The 21622-nt window shown below is 41.9% G+C and carries 19 protein-coding genes and 2 pseudogenes; 14 read left to right on the forward strand and 7 right to left on the reverse strand.

The window, feature by feature from the left end:
- The 7 genes and pseudogenes from ACKTT2_RS24110 to rppB form a co-directional block, all read left to right on the forward strand.
- The coding region (locus tag ACKTT2_RS24110; RefSeq protein WP_407891248.1) for an efflux RND transporter permease subunit at positions 1 to 2114 on the forward strand (2114 nt) is incomplete at its 5' end.
- A gap of 145 nt (positions 2115 to 2259) precedes the next feature.
- Positions 2260 to 2757, forward strand: coding sequence for a hypothetical protein (locus ACKTT2_RS24115; RefSeq protein ID WP_407891250.1), 498 nt, complete (start codon positions 2260 to 2262; stop codon positions 2755 to 2757).
- A gap of 12 nt (positions 2758 to 2769) precedes the next feature.
- Positions 2770 to 2942 (forward strand): annotated as a pseudogene (locus ACKTT2_RS24120) (cation diffusion facilitator family transporter); the annotation flags it as partial.
- Between the two features lie 431 nt (positions 2943 to 3373).
- Positions 3374 to 3850 (forward strand): hypothetical protein, encoded by a 477-nt coding sequence (locus ACKTT2_RS24125; RefSeq protein WP_407891252.1) that lies wholly within the window; start codon positions 3374 to 3376, stop codon positions 3848 to 3850.
- Positions 3851 to 4033: 183 nt separating this feature from the next.
- Positions 4034 to 4519 (forward strand): DUF2808 domain-containing protein, encoded by a 486-nt coding sequence (locus ACKTT2_RS24130; protein WP_407891254.1) that lies wholly within the window; start codon positions 4034 to 4036, stop codon positions 4517 to 4519.
- 245 nt (positions 4520 to 4764) lie between these two features.
- Positions 4765 to 5478: a two-component system response regulator RppA gene (gene rppA, locus ACKTT2_RS24135; protein ID WP_407891256.1), complete on the forward strand. Its 714-nt coding sequence runs from the start codon at positions 4765 to 4767 to the stop codon at positions 5476 to 5478.
- Positions 5456 to 6838 carry a two-component system sensor histidine kinase RppB gene (rppB, locus tag ACKTT2_RS24140; RefSeq protein WP_407891260.1) on the forward strand — a complete coding sequence of 461 codons (1383 nt, stop codon included), beginning with the start codon at positions 5456 to 5458 and terminating at the stop codon, positions 6836 to 6838. Before rppA ends, rppB begins: the two co-directional genes overlap by 23 nt.
- Here the strand turns inward: rppB and ACKTT2_RS24145 are convergent.
- On the reverse strand, positions 6835 to 7212 hold the full coding sequence (locus ACKTT2_RS24145; RefSeq protein WP_407891262.1) for a hypothetical protein: 378 nt from the start codon (positions 7210 to 7212) through the stop codon (positions 6835 to 6837). The genes rppB and ACKTT2_RS24145 overlap by 4 nt on opposite strands.
- Positions 7213 to 7459: 247 nt before the next feature.
- Here ACKTT2_RS24145 and ACKTT2_RS24150 point away from each other — a divergent pair, with 247 nt between their 5' ends.
- From ACKTT2_RS24150 to ACKTT2_RS24160, 3 genes are all read left to right on the forward strand, one after another.
- Positions 7460 to 7651 carry a CbtB domain-containing protein gene (locus ACKTT2_RS24150; protein ID WP_407891264.1) on the forward strand — a complete coding sequence of 64 codons (192 nt, stop codon included), beginning with the start codon at positions 7460 to 7462 and terminating at the stop codon, positions 7649 to 7651.
- 121 nt (positions 7652 to 7772) lie between these two features.
- Positions 7773 to 8939 (forward strand): hypothetical protein, encoded by a 1167-nt coding sequence (locus tag ACKTT2_RS24155; RefSeq protein ID WP_407891266.1) that lies wholly within the window; start codon positions 7773 to 7775, stop codon positions 8937 to 8939.
- 70 nt (positions 8940 to 9009) lie between these two features.
- Positions 9010 to 9216, forward strand: a complete 207-nt coding sequence (locus tag ACKTT2_RS24160) for a hypothetical protein (RefSeq protein ID WP_407891268.1) — start codon at positions 9010 to 9012, stop codon at positions 9214 to 9216.
- A 58-nt stretch (positions 9217 to 9274) separates the two neighbouring features.
- Here ACKTT2_RS24160 and ACKTT2_RS24165 read toward each other — a convergent pair whose 3' ends face one another.
- A complete protein-coding gene (locus ACKTT2_RS24165) occupies positions 9275 to 10042 on the reverse strand; it encodes a sulfite exporter TauE/SafE family protein (RefSeq protein WP_407891270.1) in 768 nt (255 codons plus the stop codon).
- 663 nt (positions 10043 to 10705) lie between these two features.
- Between ACKTT2_RS24165 and ACKTT2_RS24170 the strand changes: the two genes are divergently transcribed.
- Entirely contained in the window at positions 10706 to 11320 is a 615-nt protein-coding gene (locus tag ACKTT2_RS24170; RefSeq protein WP_407891272.1) for a class I SAM-dependent methyltransferase, read from the forward strand.
- A 117-nt stretch (positions 11321 to 11437) separates the two neighbouring features.
- Here the strand turns inward: ACKTT2_RS24170 and ACKTT2_RS24175 are convergent, their stop codons facing one another.
- Positions 11438 to 11776 (reverse strand): ArsR/SmtB family transcription factor, encoded by a 339-nt coding sequence (locus ACKTT2_RS24175; protein WP_407891274.1) that lies wholly within the window; start codon positions 11774 to 11776, stop codon positions 11438 to 11440.
- 157 nt (positions 11777 to 11933) lie between these two features.
- Here ACKTT2_RS24175 and ACKTT2_RS24180 point away from each other — a divergent pair, with 157 nt between their 5' ends.
- Positions 11934 to 14342, forward strand: a complete 2409-nt coding sequence (locus tag ACKTT2_RS24180) for a heavy metal translocating P-type ATPase (protein ID WP_407891276.1) — start codon at positions 11934 to 11936, stop codon at positions 14340 to 14342.
- A 30-nt stretch (positions 14343 to 14372) separates the two neighbouring features.
- Here the strand turns inward: ACKTT2_RS24180 and ACKTT2_RS24185 are convergent, their stop codons facing one another.
- A complete protein-coding gene (locus ACKTT2_RS24185; protein WP_407891278.1) occupies positions 14373 to 17201 on the reverse strand; it encodes a DUF4114 domain-containing protein in 2829 nt (942 codons plus the stop codon).
- A 692-nt stretch (positions 17202 to 17893) separates the two neighbouring features.
- On the opposite strand from ACKTT2_RS24185, the gene ACKTT2_RS24190 reads away from it, so the two are divergent.
- Positions 17894 to 18925 carry a DUF2278 family protein gene (locus ACKTT2_RS24190; RefSeq protein ID WP_407891371.1) on the forward strand — a complete coding sequence of 344 codons (1032 nt, stop codon included), beginning with the start codon at positions 17894 to 17896 and terminating at the stop codon, positions 18923 to 18925.
- Positions 18926 to 19166: 241 nt separating this feature from the next.
- Here ACKTT2_RS24190 and ACKTT2_RS24195 read toward each other — a convergent pair whose 3' ends face one another.
- The 3 genes and pseudogenes from ACKTT2_RS24195 to ACKTT2_RS24205 all read right to left on the reverse strand — a co-directional run bounded on the left by ACKTT2_RS24195 (position 19167) and on the right by ACKTT2_RS24205 (position 21210).
- Positions 19167 to 19703, reverse strand: a complete 537-nt coding sequence (locus ACKTT2_RS24195; RefSeq protein WP_407891280.1) for a hypothetical protein — start codon at positions 19701 to 19703, stop codon at positions 19167 to 19169.
- A gap of 114 nt (positions 19704 to 19817) precedes the next feature.
- Positions 19818 to 20486: pseudogene (locus ACKTT2_RS24200) on the reverse strand (class I SAM-dependent methyltransferase); the annotation flags it as partial.
- Positions 20487 to 20583: 97 nt separating this feature from the next.
- Positions 20584 to 21210 (reverse strand): hypothetical protein, encoded by a 627-nt coding sequence (locus ACKTT2_RS24205; protein WP_407891282.1) that lies wholly within the window; start codon positions 21208 to 21210, stop codon positions 20584 to 20586.
- A 235-nt stretch (positions 21211 to 21445) separates the two neighbouring features.
- On the opposite strand from ACKTT2_RS24205, the gene ACKTT2_RS24210 reads away from it, so the two are divergent.
- Complete coding sequence (locus ACKTT2_RS24210; RefSeq protein WP_407891284.1) at positions 21446 to 21622, forward strand: hypothetical protein; 177 nt, start codon at positions 21446 to 21448, stop codon at positions 21620 to 21622.

Here is a 21622-nt window from a genome sequence, read left to right on the forward strand (position 1 = left end):
CTTTAGTTGAAGGCAGTATTATTGTTGCCCTTATCCTCATACCATTTTTAATGAATTGGCGCAACCTCGCTGTTTGTTTAACAGCGCTTCCGCTATCTTTGCTGGTTGGGGTAATGTTGCTTAATTGGTTGGGGCAAGGTTTAAATACAATGACTTTGGGAGGTTTAGCAGTCGCAATTGGTTCGGCGGTTGACGATGCAATTGTGGATGCAGAAAATGTCTACCGTTGTTTGCGAGAAAATAAACACTCTCTCAATCCACGTCCCGTTTTAGATGTGGTATTTGATGGCTGTCAGGAAGTGCGCGATTCAGTCTTTGGAGCCACCATTATTACAATAGTTGTCTTTTCTCCAATTTTTGCGTTGACTGGTGTAGAAGGAAGCATTTTTATTCCAATGGGATTGGGATATTTAGCAGCAGTCATTGCTTCTAGTGTGACAGCATTAACTGTAACTCCAGCTTTATGTGCAATTCTTTTGCCTCACGGACATTTGCCAGAAACCGAGCCTTGGGTTGCAAGATTTTTTAAGCGACTTTATCGTCCCCTGTTACAATTTACTTTACGATATTCTGCAATTATATTAGTTGTCGCTGCTGCTTTGCTCATAGCCGCAATGGTAATTGTTCCTTCCTTTGGAAGCGTGTTTTTACCAAAGTTTCAGGAGCAAACTTTGGTGAATACTATGACTCTCTATCCGGGGGTTTCTTTAGAAGCTACCAATGCAGCTGGCGAAGCACTTCAAGCAGCGCTTAAAGATGACAAGAGATTTCCATATGTACAGTTGCGTTCTGGACGTGCGCCAAGAGATGAAGAAGCAGCCGGAGTGAACTTAGGACACATTGATATTGAGTTGAGCGACCAAGGGATGGAAGACAGGGAGGCAACTATAGAAAAGCTGCGGTCTGAATTTGCCAAAATACCAGGGGTTGCGCCAAATATTGGTGGTTTTATTTCTCATAGGATGGATGAAGTGTTGTCTGGGGTTAGGAGTGCGATCGCAGTGAAAATTTTCGGCTCTGACTTAGAACAACTCCGTACTATTGGGAGTCAAGTAAATGAGGTGATGAAAACGGTTGAGGGAATTGTTGATTTGCAACTTGAACCCCAAGTTCCAGTAGAACAGATACAAATTAAATTTAACCGAATATCCGCTTCTCAATATGGTTTAACAGTCGGAAAACTTTCGGAAATTATTGAAACTGCCTTCAATGGAAGAGTGGTGTCCCAAGTTTTGGAGAAACAACAAACCTTTGATTTAATTGTGTGGTTAAAGCCGAATGCCCGTCAAAACTTAGATACCATTCGCAACTTGTTAGTTGATACTCCGAAAGGTCAAAAGATTCCTTTGGCACAAGTTGCCACAATTGACATTGGGACTGGTCCAAACACTATTAACCGGGAAAATGTTTCTCGTTTGATTGTTGTTTCTGCTAATGCTAGTGGTAGAGATTTGCGTTCTGTTGTCAATGAAACTCGTGACAAAGTTCAGCAACAAGTGCAGGTACCTTCGGGTTATTATATTCAGTATGCAGGGCAATTTGAAGCACAAGAACGAGCCACTCAGAATATTTTACTTTTTAGTGCCATTGCCTTTGCCGTAATTTCAGTCATCATGTATCTTTCTGTCAAATCTATTCCCTCTACAATCATGATTATGATTAACTTGCCTTTGGCGTTAGTAGGGGGAGTATTTTCAGTGGCTTTGACTGGAGGCGTGATTTCCATAGCCTCTCTTGTTGGTTTTGTCACTTTATTTGGTGTCGCTACTCGTAACGGTTTGCTACTAGTAGATAATTACAATACTAAATTTGCTGAGGGAATGACTTTCAAAGAAGTTTTGATGAAAGGTTCGATGGAACGTCTTAACGCTATCTTGATGACAGCTTTTACTTCAGCTTTAGGATTAGCACCCTTGGTGGTTGAAGGTGGTCCTGGAAAGGAAATTCTACAGCCTCTGTCGATAGTTGTGTTAGGTGGGTTGTTTACTTCTACAGCGTTAACGCTAATGGTATTACCAGCTTTGTATGCCAAATTTGGTTCTTTCTTAATGCCCAAGCGAACCCCTTCATTTGGGGGAAATGGCAAGGCAGTTCAAGCAGTCTTTGAGCGATAGTTGATACCATATTTGACAGCTTTTTGATTCATAAAAAGATCGTGCAAATACCAAATATTTACATTGTTCAATAGTCAGTTGTGTGAAAATGTAAATTGACTCAATTTTGTCTCAATTCTTAATGATTGAAAAGGAGTATAAATTCATGAAATCTCTCAAATCTGGCTTGATTGTTCTGGGAAGTTTTGTGCTGCTTTTCTTAGGTGCTTGTAGTAATGCAACCCAAGAAAATAACTCGGCAAGTAACACAGAATCTTCTACCGCAGCAAATACCTCAAAAACTGAGACTACTAAATCACACGGCAAAATTGAGCATAGTGACAAAGAGCATTCTCATGGTGGTCAAGTTGTCGAGTCAGGTCAATATCATTTAGAGTTAGTTTCTGAGAAAGAAGGCAACAACTCTCATTTAGATTTCATTATAGAAAAAGGAGAAAAACACGAAGAAGTACCCAACGCCAAAGTCACAGCTCAAGTTCAACTCCCCGATGGAACTCAAAAAACCTTAGATTTTAAATATGATGCTCAGAATAAAGTCTATACGGCGGCGCTTCCTGGAAACGCACCCGGTCAATATCCGGTAAAAGTTACTGCCGATGTTGGTGGTGAAAAGGTAGATGGTCGTTTTACTGTTAATCAATAATCTTAGCAGTTGACCGAGACAGCGCTCACAGCTCATTTGGTTATGCCTACAGGATTTCCTGGTGATGCTTTTTGCAGGTCAATCGAGAGCTGCACGACCATTTCCGCATTGAACACACTACACTCCAGATAGAGACTGGCGATCCGAGTTCTCCATGTCCTCTTGCTCGAGAGAATGTTGTTTAAAGGTGAGAAAGAGCCAAAAATAACGATTTCTATACTCTTAATGGTTCTATCAGTTTTTGAGCGTTCGCCTTTTTCTTGAACCAGGGTCTAATATCATGTCCGGTAGCATAACCATGCGGAAAAGTTTCTTAATTTCTTAGCGCCTTTAACGGCAGGCGCTACAACGGGGGGAACCCCCGCAACGCGCTGCCTCGTCTTTGCGTGAGTTTTATTTAGGGTATACAAGCGGACATGATATAAAACATTCATTGCTTCATTAAAGCCTTGTTGTAGTACTAGCTATTCAGTGTAACTCATTTAATAATTTTTCTTAAACCGTCAAAATTTCATCCTGATTTCATAGCGCTCTGTCATCCTAGTTAAGGAAAGGTTTATGCATCAAGGGTGAATCTGCAATATGGTTGTCATCCTTTATCGGATTAACAGTTAAGATGAAGAAAATTCTGATATACACGGTTGCATTCGCTTTAGTTATCGCAGCTTCAATTTTGGCTCGCTCTGCAACTGCCGCAACAGATAATAGTAAAGTTCCCAATGTTGATAAGAATGTAGAATTTCCTTCTAATAGTTGGCGGCTTGTTCAACACATTTTTCAAGTACACGTCCCTCAAGATAACAACGCTCTTTCCGAGTTAATTATTGATGTTCCATCCACTGTAGCTGTAAGTAGTGATATTGATGTCTTGGATGAAAATGGTCAAAAAATCAATATTAATATTTCTGTATCTGGGAGAAAAATTATAATAGTTTTCCCTCAAAAAGTGATTGATAGTAATAAGCTGTTAATTAAACTTAATAAAGTTAAACAACCAACTCAAGGTCCTGCTTCTATTTACAGTATTTCAGCTAAAATTGTTGGCAGTGACAAAGAAATTCCGGTAGGTATAGCTCAATTTCCCAAATTTTAATTGATAAATTTTCATGGTAATTGCTGATATTTAAGTAATTCTACTTGATTTTTAATAAATGACCTTTAACAGAATAAAATTTCATCCTAATTTCATTTTACTATGTCAAGCTATTGAGTAACGGGGCCATTTGTCCGTATAAGATTCTCACGCTCGTTTTACTTCATTATTTAGAGGCGTCAAATGAAAAAAATCTTAATTTATGCTGCTGCATTTGCTCTAGCTACCGCAGTCTTAATTCCTACTGATTTTGCAAGTGCCAATTTAGATGATAGTACAGTTACCCATGTTCATGGAAACGTCCAATTTCCTCCTACTTGCTGGCGTACCGTTAGGTATACTTTCCAGTTACACGTTCCCCAGAATAGCAAGGCTCTTCAGCAACTCATTATTAAGGTTCCATCCACTGTAACTGTAAGTAATGACATCAAGAAGATCGATGTTGAGGATGAAAATGAGCAGAAAATTAACACTAATGCTTCTGTTAACGGTAAAACAATAATACTAGCTTTCCCTGAACCAGTGACTCCTAACACTAAGTTTCATATTGACCTCAACAGTGTACAACGACGAACTGGTGGTAATGGTCTTGTCTACCACTTTTTGGCTAAAGTAGTTGGCAGTGATGCAGAAATTCCTATAGGTGTAGCTCGGTTTCGTCATTACTAATCCACAAGTGTAGATTGAAAATACTGATTATTATGATTTAATCAATGAATTTTTAAGTAATAAATAGAGAGCTAATTGAACCACTTTACAAAGTTGGTATAAGTCACGTAAAAAATATCAGGAAGCTATTGTAAAAATTTCTACAAACTTTATGTTATACTCATTGGTATTAATGCAGAGCTACTAATTGATGTAGCTTGACTGCATAATTCTCGATCCTAACTTAAAGAAGCGCAGCTGCTTGTATGAAAATTCTGCTAGTTGAAGATGAGCCAGACTTGGGCGCGTCAATTAAGCGCAAATTGAGCCAGGAAAAATATATTGTTGATTGGGTTTTAGATGGCACTGAAGCTTGGAGTTGTATAGAAAACCAGTGGACGCAATATACACTGGCAATCTTTGATTGGTTGCTGCCTGGAATATCAGGTTTAGAATTGTGTAAGCGTTTACGGGTTCGTAGCAACTCTTTGCCTGTGCTAATGCTAACAGCAAAAGACAGCATGGCAGATAAGGTAGCGGGACTCGATGCAGGGGCGGATGACTATCTGGTGAAGCCGTTTGGCATGGCGGAACTACTAGCGCGGTTGCGGGCTTTGCAAAGGCGATCGCCCTCCTTCCAACCTCAGCAACTTCAAGTTGGTTGTCTTATCCTAGACTACGGTAGTTGTACAGTTTCTCGTCAGCGCCCTAATGGTGACACGCAGGTCATTACTTTAACAAAGAAGGAATTCCATCTGCTGGAATACTTCATGAAACGTCCCAACATAATTGTTACCCGCGACCAAATTTTGAGTCATCTTTATACCTTCAGCGCAGAACGTATTAGTAATGTGGTAGCTGCTCAAATTCGACTTTTACGACGCAAACTGTCGGAATATAGTTGTGATGGTTTAATTGAAACCGTCCCTAATATGGGTTATCGTTTGAATCCTAGCAATGCAGATGAGACTGTTTCGTAAGACTCGCGTAACGCTTGCTCTTTGGTATGCAGGGGTTATGGGTTTGATTATGTCCCTCTGCAGTTTCGCCGTGTATGAGGTAATCATTCAAGCTTACCTGGTTTCTATCAATCGGGAAGTGGAGTCTGTAACAGTCACGCTGCATAATGTGATTGAAGCAAATCTGAAAAAGCCTGGTCGCACGGAGCAAATTTTTCAGTTAGTTTTACCAAATCTTTGTCAAGCCGAGTCGAGCTGTCCCACCCAAAAAATCTTTACTCACAATCAACTTGCCCACTTTGAACACGGCATTGTTGATGTTCTTTACAAAGATGAACAATATTATATCCGTTTTGTTGATACTTCGGGACGGTTGATTGCTGTGGCAGGTTTTCAGCCTAACGAATTGCCTAAGATTATGCCAGTCACACAAGTGTGGCAAACCGTTAAAGACTCACAAAGCAATCGTTACAACCAAATGTCTCTACCCTTGCACACTCAAGATAATCAGCTTTGGGGCTATATACAAGTGGGACGCTCTCTCAAAGAACTTGATAGTCGTCTCGCTGCTTTGAAATTGGTTTTAGTACTGGGATTGCCAATTACGGTACTCCTAGTTGGCGGTTCTAGTTGGTGGCTAGCTCTGTTGGCGATGCGACCAATTGACTCTTCATATAAACAAATGCAACAGTTCACTTCTGATGCTTCCCATGAGTTGCGTACTCCTCTAGCAGCGATTAATGCAACAGTGGAAACAGTACTCGATCTGGAGTATCTATCCGAGCCAGAAGCACGAGATACCCTCACATCTATTAAGCGTCAGAGTTACCGACTTGCTGAACTAGTTCAGGATCTACTGCTACTCTCTCGATTGGATCGGCAAACGCTGACGACAGAATTGCTCCCTTGCTGTCTTAACGTTTTAATTAATGACCTGACAGAAGAGTTTTCTGCATTAGCAAGTATAGCTTCTTTGACACTCACATCTTCTATTCTTTATCATCAACCAATATATGTGATGGGGGATGAAGACCAACTTTTACGCTTGCTTTCTAATTTAATTGCTAATGCTATTCAATACACTCCCGGTGGCGGTTATGTAAATATTGTTCTTAAGCGCAGCAATAGTCATGCTGTGATTGAAGTGCGAGATACGGGCATTGGCATCGTACCTCACGAGCAGAAGCGAATTTTTCATCGTTTTTACCGCGTTAATAGCGATCGCTCGCGCCGCACAGGTGGTTCGGGATTGGGACTGGCGATCGCTCACGCAATTGTTCAGACTCACAGGGGTAGCCTCCATGTCCAAAGCGAACTTGGAAAAGGTAGCACCTTCATCGTTCAATTGCCCCTGATTTTCAGCCAGCTACAAAAATACTAGTACACTAAGTTTCCAGTACCGCGCAGCTGACGTAAAGAATTTATACAATACGGACAGTCACAACTAAATAATTGAATGGCAGCGTTGCTTTCCTCCTCAGTAAAGTTGAGCATGGCAACATTCTGGTCTGATTTTCCTGTGGTAATGGTTGTTGAACTTACAGGGGAAGCACCCGGCTTTCTTTCTGAATCTTTAATGCAAACCAAAGTGTAGTTACCGTGGGGATGAGTGATGCAGGTACGACCATCTTTAGTGTGCATTAATCGCTGGGTCGTAGTAGCAGCATGGGCAGGATTGATGATTGCCAGCGTTGACATTAGCGACATAAAAATTGTAGAACTAGAAAGCAAATTCAGTACAAGTTTTCTGTTCATGGGTTTTCTTGAAAAGGTGTATGACCGCTCAGGTTATTTGATTCACTATCCAAAGGTCAAGTGAATTTTTTCCTAGAATAACTAGTTTGACAAGACTCATCATCAGAAAGTTTCTATCTCCACCTATTTGTATTAAATATCAGCCTAAAAAATAAGAAAATTCTCATGAAATCTCTAAAAATAAGAAAATTCTTATTTCAAATTTAAACTATAATGGACTACTTAAATTAATTATAAGAGGTCAAAAATGACTGCTTTTTCTCGTCCCTCAGTGTTACAGAAGACCGCAAGTATTACGTTGTCCAAGCCTGTGCAGGTAACACTTTATATGCTACTATCAACTCTTGTTATCTGGACTTTTTTCTTTTCTACTTATCCTGCAGCTCACAACACAACACACTCAGCGCGTCACCATACCTTAGGCGTTGCATGTCACTAAATTATCAGAATTCCAATATTTTTTAGGTGCTTCTTAGCTTTACTAAGACACTCAACAAAATAATGGCGCTAAAATGGCGCGGAATCCGCGCCAATGTTTTTCCTTAGAATAATCAGGTTTTATGAAAAAATATCAACTGTTAGGGGCACTCAGTGCTGTTTGCATCGCGTTGTCAATTCTTTATTCCTTTGTAGGGCAAACCAAAACTCCTACACCTAGAGTGCAACTCTCCACTAACCCATCCCTAGAACGTATTTACCCCTTTGAAGCAGGAACAGAAAAAGAACAATCTCCTGTTACCCTGACACTACAAGCTGTTAATGCTGCAGGTAAACCCTTAGAAAATGCCCTAATTGGCTTACAAATTCTGACGCCGCCGCCTAATCCTTGGTTAACAACAGATTTTCCCATTGTTGAGGGAACAAAATTGCTGCAAATGAATGCTGCTGCACCTGATGGTAAGCTAGAAATTCAGCAAATGTTACCTATCCGTGGGAATTACCAACTGCGGGTGAATGTGTCACCCTTAGTAGCAAATACTTTTGCCCCTTATGAGCAAGTCTTGAATCTGAATGTCCGGGAAAATCCAGTCAAATATAAATATTTTGCGGTCGTCGCAGCTATTTTACTATCAGTAGGATTGTTGGGTGGTTGGGTTATCGGTGGACAAGAAAAACTGCGATCCGGAGAAATTGCGCCGCACTCAGTGCGTCTGTTGTTAAGTGCGTTGACAGTGGTCGCTATAGTAACCCTATTGTTTATCAACATTAGTGCAGAAATCGCAGAAGCTCATGGCAGTGGACACAATAGCAGTACTGAAGCAATCGCACCATCAGTTCAGAAATCTCAAGGGTTGGAAGTTCGCTTTGAGGGAAGTAAAAATGCGACTGTAGGAAAACTTGCTAATTTAGCGGTACAGGTGAAGGATACTGCAACAGGACAACCTCTGAAGGATGTGGGGCTTCAGGTGAGGGCGATCGCCTTAGAAGATAATTTAACAGTCTTTGCCTACAAAGGTATTTCCAACTCTCAGGGCAAATTAGCATGGCAGGAACAATTTTTTGATGGTTCACCTCATAAAGTCGAGGTGGAAGCAACTCCTCTACCAGGTTCTAAGCGTCAATTTACACCCGTGAAAGTGGCACAGCTAGTTGAAGTGGAGGGGATTGCACCACCGATGTTTGTCCGGTTGCTTGGTTTATTCTACTTGACGGCTTTTGTGGGGATCGGTATGGCGAGCGGATTGCTGATACAGTCGAAGCTCAAGCCACAAGTTAGAGCAAATTAATAGCATCACCACTTTACGTAACCTCTTAATCCCTACTTAGCACAATGGTGACTATCAACAATATAAGGATGTGAGTGACGGATACGAGTGTGTTGATGAGAATAGGTATGAGGTTCCTCTGTTGGTATTCCTATATGATGGTCGTGCTAATGATGGTCATCATGAACGTGTTCGTGGTCATGCCAAAAACTTTCGTGGACCTGTTCATTTTCATTTGCTTTTGGTGAAAGGGTTTGTCGTACAACCAGAATTCGTTTTGGCATTGTGTGAGGATTGATGGTAGCGGAAGCAAGCCTAAAGAGGTGAAATTATCCTCTTATGTACAAACAAATAAATTACTGATGTTGTTGCTGAGATTTTCGCAACGTTATGAATGCCAAGATAGTAACTACTGTTAGGTAAATACGTTGCAACCAGATATTGCTTAATTTCAGAGTCATACGTCCACCAATTACACCACCTATAAACATGACAGCACCAAGGATTATTCCAAGTTGATAATCTATTAATCCTTGGTTTATGAAAATAAGAGTAGCTATAAATGAGGAAAAAATATTAATCAGTTTAGTCGTTGCTATTGCTTCAACAAAAGTCATACGAAATAGCATTACATAGATAGCTATCAGTAAAGTTACATAACCACCACTGAAAAAACCACCATAAATACCAAGTAGAAAAGTGGCTAGATAGCCAGCAATTTCAGCTATTGGTGAAGGTATTCCTTCTACTGGAACTAGTCCTGCATTGCGGTTGATAATTGAAAATATAGCGACGGCAATCATAGAGATAGAAATAATAAGTGGCATTGATTTCGATGGGACAACGAGAACAAGTAATGCACCCAAAATTGAACCCATAAGTGTTAAGAATACTAGTAATGGTAACCTTCTAGTATTAATCACCTTTTTCCCAAAAAAAGGTAGTGTACCACCAACGCTCATTAATGTTAATGCCAGCATATTAGTAGCAATGGCGATGCGCGGCTCTACTCCAAACTCAAGCATGACTGGAACGGTAATCAGGGAAGTGCTTCCAGCAATCACGCTAATAATGCTAGCTCCCAAAAAAATTACCGCTAGAATAATTATTGATGAAACACTCATAAGATAGGAGACATTTATTACTATCAATAACTATCTTGAAAGTATTTTTGCTGTTTATCAAGTCTTTTAAAATTGAAACATACTTTACCTACTTAATTAGTAAAACTAGAGTAAAATTGGTAACAACTAAGTTGGGAAAAAATGGAAATGATAAGATAAATCAGGAGATTGAGGGTTTTTTGAAGTTCCTTCAATTTAGTATTCAGCAGACACTTGATATAACATAATTTCTAACCCGATAATTTTGACCGGATTGAGAACTATTGATAGTGGTTTCCAACCGGGATTTTTACAATACATCAAAGTGCATACTTTTTCGGTAGTTTGCTGTTTGCTACTCACTTACCAACATACCAGTTGCGATCGCCTGCTATTGGCTATTGCATTATCGTAATATCGTAATAAGTAGTAAAGCAATACCTCAGTTAGTAATTGGTTAAAATGTTTAAGTTTCGTGGAGAAGTATACTGGAGAATCTTAGTTATGTGGATGCGGTGGACGTGCGATAAACTGGGAGTTAAGTACTTAAACAACTTTGCGCTATATCCACATGAATTAAATTTGAAAGCAACTGTATCGTAAATATCAGCATTATGTAATAATGAAAATTTAATACTTTTTCCAAACGTTACAGAGTTACAAACCAAAATAAGTAATTTAAATATGGAAACCAAAATACATTGGGAAGAAGTTTACGAGACAAAGGACGTCACTCAGGTCAGTTGGTATCAAGAACACTCAGAGTTGTCAGTTGAGTTCATCAAGCTCACTGGAGTAGATAAAGCACGACATATCATTGATGTGGGTGGCGGAGCCTCAACTTTAGTAGATGACTTGATGACCGATGGTTTTCTGCACATTACGGTTTTGGACATCTCGGCGGCGGCGCTCCAGGTGGCACAAAAACGGCTAGGCTCACGTGCGGGTTCTGTCACTTGGTTGAAAGCTGACATCACACGAGCACAGTTGCCTCATCATTTCTACGATATTTGGCATGACCGTGCTGTGTTCCACTTTCTGACTCATCTCAAAGACCGCCAGCGTTATGTGGAGACCGTCCAATACTCGGTCAAACCAGGCGGTCATGTTATTGTCGCTACTTTTACTCAAGATGGTCCCAAACGTTGCAGTGGTTTGGAAGTTGTGAGATATAATCCAGACAACCTACATGACGAGTTTGGGGATGATTTTGAATTGGTGGACAGCACAAGGGAGTCTCACCAAACGCCATTTGGAACGGAGCAGAAGTTCATCTACTGCTACTGCCGAAAAGGATAAAAGGCGTTAACACTGAGCATTTATCCGTTTACTTTTTTGGGTAGTTACTACAAGACACCAAAGTTGTCGCATACTTTTTAAGTAGTTTGATGTTTGCTACTCACCTACCAACCGTCTTTAATCATAGCGATCGCAAGAGTTTACACCCTTAGCCACATTAGCCAATAATTCATCTGCTAGATCGAGAAGTTGGGCTATTCGTTCATCACTGAGTTGATAGTACACAAAACGCCCCTGCTGTTGACGGACAACCAAATCACAACAACGCAAACACCCAAGATGGTTAGAAACATTAGACTGGTTGAGTCCTGTCGCTTCTACAATCTCATTGACAGTTAACGGTCTTGAACGCAAGGCATTGAGGATAGACATACGCGAGTGGTCAGAAAACCCCCGAAATAGTTTGACCTTCAGATCGGTTATTTTATCTTTAGCAATTTGAGTTTTAGAAAGCATTAGTGTCCAGAGGGCGCTATTATTAATAAATATCAGTTCTCACTGATATGTTGTTCGGGATAGAGAACCGTGTAATTTTACCCGGATATCTCTAACTGCATGATAGTCCAGGATGTTGCCTGGATTGAGAGCAATCTAGTATTAGCAGGTTTTCCCAATGAATGAGGCTCCCTCTGTCAAAACCCTACAGGCACTAGTTGGTGGTATGGACTGCGGTGGTTGTGCCAAAACCATTGAAGCTAGCTTAAAGCAGTTACCAGGTGTTACTGAAGCCGAAGTGAAGTTTGCAACAGGACGTTTGAGTGTGTACTATGACCCGAAACTCTTAAACGAAACGGCAATTGCCGAGCGTGTTACTGCTTTGGGTTACACCGTTGATGTGGCTGAACCACCTCAATTCAAAACCCTACAAGCGCTCTTAAGCGGGATGGATTGTCCAAGTTGCGCCAAGACTATTCAAGCGAATCTCATGCAAATGCCTGGGATTGCTGATGCGTCTGTCAACTTCGCTAGTAGCAAGCTCATTGTCTCCTATGACCCAGGACAAGTTGAGGAAAAGTTGATAAAAGCGCGTATACAAGAGTTGGGATATACCGTTGAAGCCATTGAAGAAAGCACACCTGTAACAACCAGTGCTTCACGTGCAAAGGAAAAAACGCAGAAACAAGATTTGATCGAGTGGCGGTTTTGGATATCTAGTCGTCAAGGACAAAGCATTATCTTCTCCGGGGTAGGGTTGTTGTTGGGGGCGATCGCGCAGCAGTTAGCGCTACCCATCTGGCTAGCACGGGCTTTTTATGGCATAGGGATGGTAGTAGCTGGCTATCCAATAGCACGGGCGGGTTGGTTTGCGTTATTATCACGTCAAGCTGATATGAACTTGCTAATGACCATTTCAGCAATTGGGGCAGTAATCTTAGGGGACTGGTTTGAAGGGGCGCTAGTCGTTTTTCTGTTTGCACTAGGCACAACGCTACAGAGTTTCACTTTTGGTCGTACCCGCAATGCCATTCGTAAATTAATGAATTTGACCCCACCCACTGCCACTGTCAAACGAGGCAACCAAGAGCTATCTGTTCGAGTGGAGGAAATTGAGATTGGTGAGGTGTTGACCATTCGACCAGGGCAGCGCGTGGCATTAGATGGAATTGTTATTTCTGGTAATTCAGCAATTGACCAATCCCCCATCACCGGAGAATCTATTCCAGAAGACAAAGCCCCTGGAGAGCGTGTCTTTGCCGGAACCCTAAATCAAACAGGTTTTCTAGAAGTCCAAGTCACTCATCGGTCAAGCGACACTACCGTTGCACGCATTATTCACCTAGTTGAGACAGCACAAGGAAGCCGCGCACCCACGCAGCAATGGGTAGATCGCTTTGCTGCTATCTACACACCTGTTGTACTTCTAGTAGCTGTTGGCATTGCTCTCATTCCCCCATTAGTTTTCGCTCAAGAGTTCAACGTTTGGATTTATCGAGCGCTGGTGATGCTGACGATCGCTTGCCCTTGTGCTTTGGTTATTTCTACCCCGGTTTCCATTGTCAGCGCTATTGGTGCTGCAACCCGTTCTAAAATTCTGTTCAAAGGAGGAAATGCTTTAGAGACAGCGGGGCGCATGAATACCCTCGCCTTTGATAAAACAGGAACCCTCACCCAAGGAAAGCCAGTCGTTCAAGAGGTTTATGACTTGGACAACAGAGTGGCAAAACACTTACTGATGATTGCTGCTAGCTTAGAGCAGCAGTCCGAACACCCTTTAGCACAAGCGATTGTGACTGAGGCATTGGCTCAAGGATTAGAGTTACAGTCGCCTCACAACTTTAATGCTCTACCAGGAAGAGGGATTTGGGGGCAATTAAAGGAACAAGTATACTTTGTCGGCAATCGCCGTCTGTTTACAGAACTTGAGATTTCACTGTCAGAGAAAGTAGAAGAGTTGTTGGCTGCTATTGAGGCTCAAGGACAAACCCCTGTTCTTGTAGGAACGCGCTCAGGAGTGCAAGGAGCGATCGCTTTAGCAGACGGGGTACGGTTAGAAGCTTCTGAAGCTGTGCGGCTCCTCAAACAAGTTGGACTGAAACACTTTGTCATGTTGACGGGCGATCGCACTGCGGTTGCTCAGCAGATTGCCAAAGAGATTGGCGTTTCCGAGTATCAAGCGGAGTTACTACCGGAAGATAAGCTTCAAGAGATTTATCAGCTCCGCCGTTCTGGAGTGGTCGGCATGGTTGGCGATGGCATCAACGATGCACCTGCCTTAGCTGCTGCGGATGTTAGCTTTGCCGTAGGTGGAATCGATATTGCTCTGGAAACAGCAGATGTCGTGCTGGTAGGCAGTGACCTGAGAAAACTTGCTTATGCAGTAGATTTGAGCCGTCACACCGTGTTAGTGATTCAGCAGAATCTTGTCTTTTCGCTCGTGACTAAGGGACTGTTTTTGCTGTTAGGTACTTTTGGTTTTGTGGGGTTAGCAGTTGCTGTTTTGGCAGATATGGGAACGTCCTTACTCGTAACCGCTAACGGGATGCGGTTGTTTAGAGTCAAGAATTATCAACATTGCCCGTAGGAATTGCCGTATGGGTCTTCATTAGCAGAATTAACTGCTTTGCACTTTTACTTTGAACATGAGATCGTTAAAGTCTTTGTCTCCCCCACCAAGTGTATCCTCAAATCCCAATTGATTTTTCCCAAGTAACTTAACGTGATTGATGTTGTCAGGATTCCCTACTCCATAACCAAAGAATGCTTGAGGTGTTTGGTTGCTAGTTGGATTGCCAGATATGTTACCGAGGTACTCTTGAACAGTACCACTTGCAATTAGGTAAGGAGCATATAATGCTCCACCCTCAAGTTGAGTTATGAGTTGACCTGTATTTCGATTTAGCTCTACCTCCATGACCCGTTGTTCTAGCGCTAGTTGAACGTAACCTTTTTCACCTGGAGGAATTAATTTGCCTGTTAAAGAGTCAAAAACTGCTCCATCTATATTGGCAATTTTGTAGAATCCTACAGTATTGTTATAGACTGCATGACTCTTAACGTCATAAAAATTGACAAAAACTTTATTATCAACCTGACCATCTTTATTAAGGTCGGTCTGACGCAAGTCAAGTAGTGGAGCTTGAGAGTCTTTTGAAGGATTTAATACAGCTGCAATCTCTGGCTCGCCGATAGTAGTCTTATTTGTGACTTGGTTTCCGAAAATATTATTACGCGGAGTATCGATCGCTGACTTAAGACTCTGACTCACGTTCTTACCACTACTAAGTAATAAAGAAGCAATGTTTGTGCTTGAATCTTTAGTTTTTGATGAAAACTCGATATTATCCAAGCGATCTGGCTGGTTGTACGAGCTTAAATTAGCTGGAGTAGAAGACTGTTGGAGAGTTGTTAAAGTAGGACTAGAGGCTGTGCTAATTGCACTAATATTTTCAGGGGTAGATATAGGACTGCCAGAATTTATTTGCGAAGAAATGTCCTGACTCAAGCCACTATTCCCTTGAGTATCGTCAGGAATCGTGGGAATCGGTTCGGGAGTCGAAGGCAAACCGACATCAGAAGCGCCTGTGTTTCCTTGAGTGTCGCTTGGAATCGTAGGAATCGGTTCGGGAGTCGAAGGCAAACCGACATCAGAACCGCCTGTGTTTCCTTGAGTATTGTCGGGAATTGTGGGAATCGGTTCGGGAGTCGAAGGCAAACCGACATCAGAAGCGCCTGTGTTTCCTTGAGTATTGTCGGGAATTGTGGGAATCGGTTCGGGAGTCGAAGGCAAACCGACATCAGAACCATTTGTGTTTCCTTGAGTATTGTCGGGAATCGTGGGAATCGGTTCGGGAGTCGAAGGCAAACCGACATCAGAACCGCCTGTGTTTCCTTGAGTATTGTCGGGAATCGTGGGAATCGGTTCGGGAGTCGAAGGCAAACCGACATCAGAACCACCTGTGTTTCCTTGAGTGTCGTCAGGAATCGTAGGAATCGGTTCGGGAGTCGAAGGCAAACCGACATCAGAACCATTTGTGTTTCCTTGAGTGTCGTCAGGAATCGTGGGAATCGGTTCGGGAGTCGAAGGCAAACTTACCTCTGGACTACCATCTTCAAAGAGAAGAACAGAGTTTGCAGGTAGCAAGATAGTACTGTTATTGACCGTATCCCAAGCAGTCAATTCTTGACTATAACCAGAGTCAGAAATAATATGTTTGCTGACATTAGATGATGTTGAGTTCCAATTATTGAATGTGACAGCAACTTCTTGAGGGCTATTGGATGAATTAATTAAAACATAGGCTTTATGAGAACTAGGACGATCTATTGCAAAAGTTGTGATATTACTGTTATTGCTAGTTGTAGAGATACGATTACCAACTAAATATTCATTAAACAAGTGTAGGAGTTCCCCACCAGGACGTAAAGTATCGTTATAACTTGTTTTACCGTAACTACCGTCTTTTTCATTCCAAGAAAGCGCTGCTGCTGCACCATTCTCGATCGCTTCTATCATTGATAGTGCATCAAAAACTGCCCCTTTATTATTGGTCATCCGTGGATCGTGAGTTTCCCAAGTCCAGCTGATGTTATATTCGCCTAGCATGGCAGGAATATCTCGATTGGGGCTGATTTTCTTGAGCGTATCAACAATAGTTTTTGTGTATTTTCCAATAGAATTAGTAGCGTTAAAGACTTCAGCGTCTGGAGTCGAAGCGCTACCCGTAGGGTAATAGTGATAGGTAAAGAAATCTAGATTCTCTAATGTTCCTTTGACAAATGGCTCATAAAAAGGTACTAAGTCGGGACGAGCAATACTAGGTCCACCTACCTTGATGCTTGGATCGACTGCCTTCATTGCTTCGGCAACTTTGTTATAAATAGTTATTAGTTCATCCAAGCGATCTGGTTGATTCGGATCGATTAGCTTACCCCAACCGCTTTTGGTATGGAAAATACTAAAGTACTCAATGTCTTTTTCGTTAGTAATTTCCCAATATTGAACTCCTAAGTTATTATCTTTGTTAACAATCTTGACTAAATCCGCACATAATTTTGCATAGTCGTCAAAGCGATCGCTATCTAAATAACCATCATTGTTGGTATCCATCCAACTTGGCCATGAAGGAATATTGAACATACGTTGGGGCTGCTGGTCTGTACCAAACATATCAATGGAAGCTTGAATAGTATTAACGACTTTTTCAACGTCCCATGTTTGATTTTTAGTATCAATTAAGCCATGATCTTTGCTAGAGTCCTTCATATAATCCATATTATGAAAGCGGATTATTCCCGGACTCATGTGGTTCATGTTGTTGCGATATTTTGAGTTACCAGCATCTGCAACAGCCCTATAGACATTGATGCCAAAATGCGCATCTTTTGTCTGTCCTTCAACAGCATTCCAATCAACCGTTACATTCAAAGAAGTAGTAGCCATGAATCATTTTTGGGTAAGGGTAACGTCATGGCAGAGCACCCAAAATGACTCCCAAGGAGATGGACTACTCCCTTTCCGCTCTAAAATTAACGAACTTTGTAGGGTGGGCAGTGCCCACCATTCGCCGTTGGTGGGCATAGCCCTACCTACCTGTAATGGTAGTTTTCTGGCGGGAAGGGAGTAAATAACTATACAAATGTGTCTAGGGTTATCCAAGCAATAAATTAGCTATTTTGTGGGACGGAGAGCAGCGCCCCTTCGGGGTTCGCCAGTCGCCTTCGGAGGGAAACCCTCCTGCAGCGCTGGCTCACCGTGCGGGGGTCTCCCCCCTTGCCCCTTATCCCCACTCCGTGGGGGCCCCGAGTTCCCCAGAGGGGGCCCCAAAGCCCCCCGTTGAGGCGACTGCGGAGCGTCTCCGCCCGTCCTAGATTAGTGGCACGTTATTTTTTACAATAATTATCATTTTTTGAAATTTACTGTTACATTAATACAGAAAAGGGTTCCCTCAGAAACAGACTGTTTAAGAGATAAATGCACTAGATTCAACATACTCGTATTTAGAGTAACATGAGTCTACTGAGAAGCGGAAACCGTGTATCTACCGATTTAGTACAATTTTGAATTGAGAACGCCTGACGACTCAAAGTACCAATTTTTGAGAGTATTCATTGAAATTGACCAATGGAGAGTATATGTCGCTAAAACGCTACGGAGTTCTTAAATGTAAGGCTGTAGACAGCAAACTGGAAAGGGAAGATGACAAAAGCCCGCACTATCAAGTTCTTGCCAAAGACAGTAGAGATGAATACCGTCTTGCCATTAATGTGAAATCGGTTCAGGCTCCCGTCGATTTGCTCTATCTCGTAAATGATAATTTTGAGCATCCAATTACTAACCAACTGCTTAACTTAGAACTCGGCTTTACCGAAATCAAGGAATCAGAGCGGAAAGCAGGAGGTATTGCATTAGATTACATTCGCGGTAACTTTTTCTCTGCCAATCAACTGAAAGCTCTACCAGCTGATGCTCCGGGACAAGAAGATGATTTACACGACATTATCGACTTATTTATTAAGCGATCGCTAAACAATCAAAATGCCGATTTGTACGTTTTTGGAGAACCTTGGGGACCTGAAGACAAAGCAGACAAAATTTTTGGTTTCAAACCAGGTCGAGGCGTTCATAACATTCATATGAATCAGGGTAGCGGTGGACAGTTCAGCCAAGATAACGGTGTTTTTCAAGATGGTGGGCTGTTCATTCATTTTCAAGATAGGAACCAGTGGTTAGCAGCATTTTTTGCATTTCAGTCTCAGTCCTTCCATACAGACGATCGCACTGGTAATCCAATAGACGTTAGAGTTGGAACTGAACCTACACTACCAACAGAGCCAGTCACCAGAGCAGAGGTTCGGATTGTTGGTGCATTGGTAAACCCCCTAGGTGCTGACTCTGGCAGAGAAACTGTGACTTTACTCAATACAACTTCTAGCAGAGTCAACTTGAACGGCTGGTCAATTGCGGATCGCTTAAAACGAAAGTTGCTACTTGATGGTGTTCTTGAGCCTGGAAACACAATAATAGTCAAGCTTTCAGGCACAGATATTCAGTTAGGCAATGAAGGTGGCATTATCACGCTTTTGAATTCACAAGGAATTAAAGTTGATGGTGTTTCTTACACAAAGAAAGATGCTCAAGAACAAGGTAGAACAATTATGTTTTAAGGCATTGGGCATGGGAAAATCTATGCCGCGATCGCTTCCACTTGTTGAGCATTTTTCTTTCTTTTTTTGCGTTGTTGACAAAATTCCTTATGGTAAAATCACTGAACATCTCTTAACACCATATGTCACCTGGTTAATCCAACCCACATATTTTGTTTGTACATTTTCAAATCTAGCTGCCTTCATCCAATCATCCACACTCTCTGCTGCATAGACTTTTGAATGATGATAAGATGTCAGACTAATTATCAACTTTTTGACTTTGCTCTAGGTAGTGATGAACACCTTTGCTTATCTGTAGTATGTTCGGTCTGATATTCTTGCTGAGGAAATCTTCAACTGTATGCCCTACTATGCCTGTAAGCATCTGGGGTACTCCCTTAATCTGCTTGGTGTCGATAACAATCTCGCCACGGGTTTCAATTAGAGTGCCGCGATCGGCTTCTTTAAAGCGGTGAACGCCAGCACATCGGACTGCCTCTGTGAAAGCGTGTGTCTTGATACGCCATTCAGCAGTGAACTCCGACTCGTTCCAGGTAGCGATATCAGTCCACGAGAGCATTGTTTCACTAAGTACGGCACGCGCTACAGCTGGAATCTCACCACCGCCATGCCACTCGTTCACAAAGTAAATGCGATCGCCCTTCTCAGTACGCGATTTGACTTCAACGTGTCGCACATTTGGCAAGTAGGGTACAAGTTCGACAAGCTTGTCGCGATATGTGGCATAAACCAGCGGACGTGGAAAGGGAATGTATGTTTCGGTAGAGATAAGCATGGGTCAGTACAGATCTGTGTTATGTTTTTTTATATTAGTCAAATAATTGGAATGCTCGCCGGAAAGCAAGAAGAACTATAGGACTCCTATTTGATTTTTGAACAACTAAGCTGCCTAGAAGCTTGGCATCTCCAATTTTGGTGAAATCTTAATACCATATGTCACCTGGTTAATCCAACCTACATATTTTGTTTGTACATTTTCAAATCTAGCTGTCTTCATCCAATCATCCACACTCTCTGCTGCATAAACTTTTGAATAAGGTTCTTGGAAAAGTTTGATTAACCAATCTGCATGACGTAGCTTTTTTTGATTTCCATCCAGAATAATCAATTGTCCGCCCGGTTTAATTAAGCGGAAACATTCTTGCAAAATTAACTGTGAAATTTGCGTTGGTGCTTCGTGCAATAAAAAGGATGCTGTCACTAAATCAAAAGAAGCTTCTTCTAGATCGGTAGTTTCCGCTAGTCCATGCAGCCATTGTATGTTTAATCCCGCTTGCCGTGCTTTGTAATCTGCTACAACTAGCATATATGGTGACAAATCCAATCGGATGACTTCTGCTTGCGGAAAATTTTGCTTTAACATCAACGTACTAGAACCCGTACCGCATCCGAGATCGAGAATTCTTTTTGGCTGACACTGAATTGCAGCTATTAACTGCTTGCGAATCCAAATTTCATTAGGTGGTGAAGCAAATGCCGTGACAAGATCGTAAGTTATAGCTGCTATACAATTCAGGTAGCCATCTTGAATACCGTGAAAATTCTGACTGCTATAATATTTTGACGCTCTCTGCACTAAAGTGACAGAGATTCTCTAAGAGTTTCAGCCATATCTCTTAGATTTCCGATTGTCAGGCTTAGTATACCCAGCTAAGTCAAAAAGGCTCAACTGAGTACCTATAACCCCGTAGGCATGGTTCCTGGACTCCCCGCCCAACGGCAGCGATATCTTCACAGGCATGACTTCCCCACAGTCCGTAGGTAGGGTCAACAATAACGTTTTTGGGAAAGACCAGTCCCACTCGAAGAGCGATCGTCCGAGACGCTTTGGTGTCTGCGTGCTCGGTGTACTGACAATTAGTACAAATAAACTTCGGTAATTCACCTGGTATATCTACCAACATTGAGATAAACCAATAACCACCAGAGCGTTTGACAGTGCAAGTTCTCACTTGTTTAATAAGAGTTAAGTCCCTGCTGTTATGCATTTTGATGTTGCCAATACCTGGCAGATAAATAACAGCGTAGGTAGACCTAATTGAAACTAATTTAACTTGCCCTGGTTTGTACTCAAAGCAGTCCAAAACCCGAAGATAACTCGGGAAGCCACGTCCATTCTTCCAAAAGTTACTGAAAGCACTGTCAAGTTTGGCTATATTGCGTTGCAAAACGTCAGAGTTGATATTACCAAAATTCTCAAGTTCATGGCGTAGCTGTGTGGTTACTTTCATCTGAATACCAGAGGCACTGTCCCACTTGACAACATCTTTTGTCGTCTTCAAAGCTAAGTTCAAGTTTTCAGGTACAACACCGTGTTTAAGAACCGGGCAAGTTAATGGACAACACGAACCATACTCAACTCTCGTCTCAATATCACACCAGCTGCCAATAGTATAAATAACGGGAATCTCTGCATTTTGATTGTTGGTACTGTAGCCAATTTCGCGTTGCCGAAGTGCAATGGGATTGGAATTGTGGAATCTTTATGCAAGACTCACAAACGCTCGGCTACCAAATATGCTAAATCCTGTTTTTTGGATTGAGCGTTTTGCCGTTACGATCCATTTTGTTGAAGGGGTTATTGCAGCTTTTTACGCACCTTCCAGAAAAAAATTGCCAATACAATATGGCACTTACACTTTTTTCGTTGGTACAGTGGGATTGTTAGAACTGTTCGCTAAGGAGGATGATTAA

Source organism: Scytonema hankhaensis NUACC26, from assembly GCF_045865695.1.
GTDB lineage: Bacteria > Cyanobacteriota > Cyanobacteriia > Cyanobacteriales > Nostocaceae > Scytonema.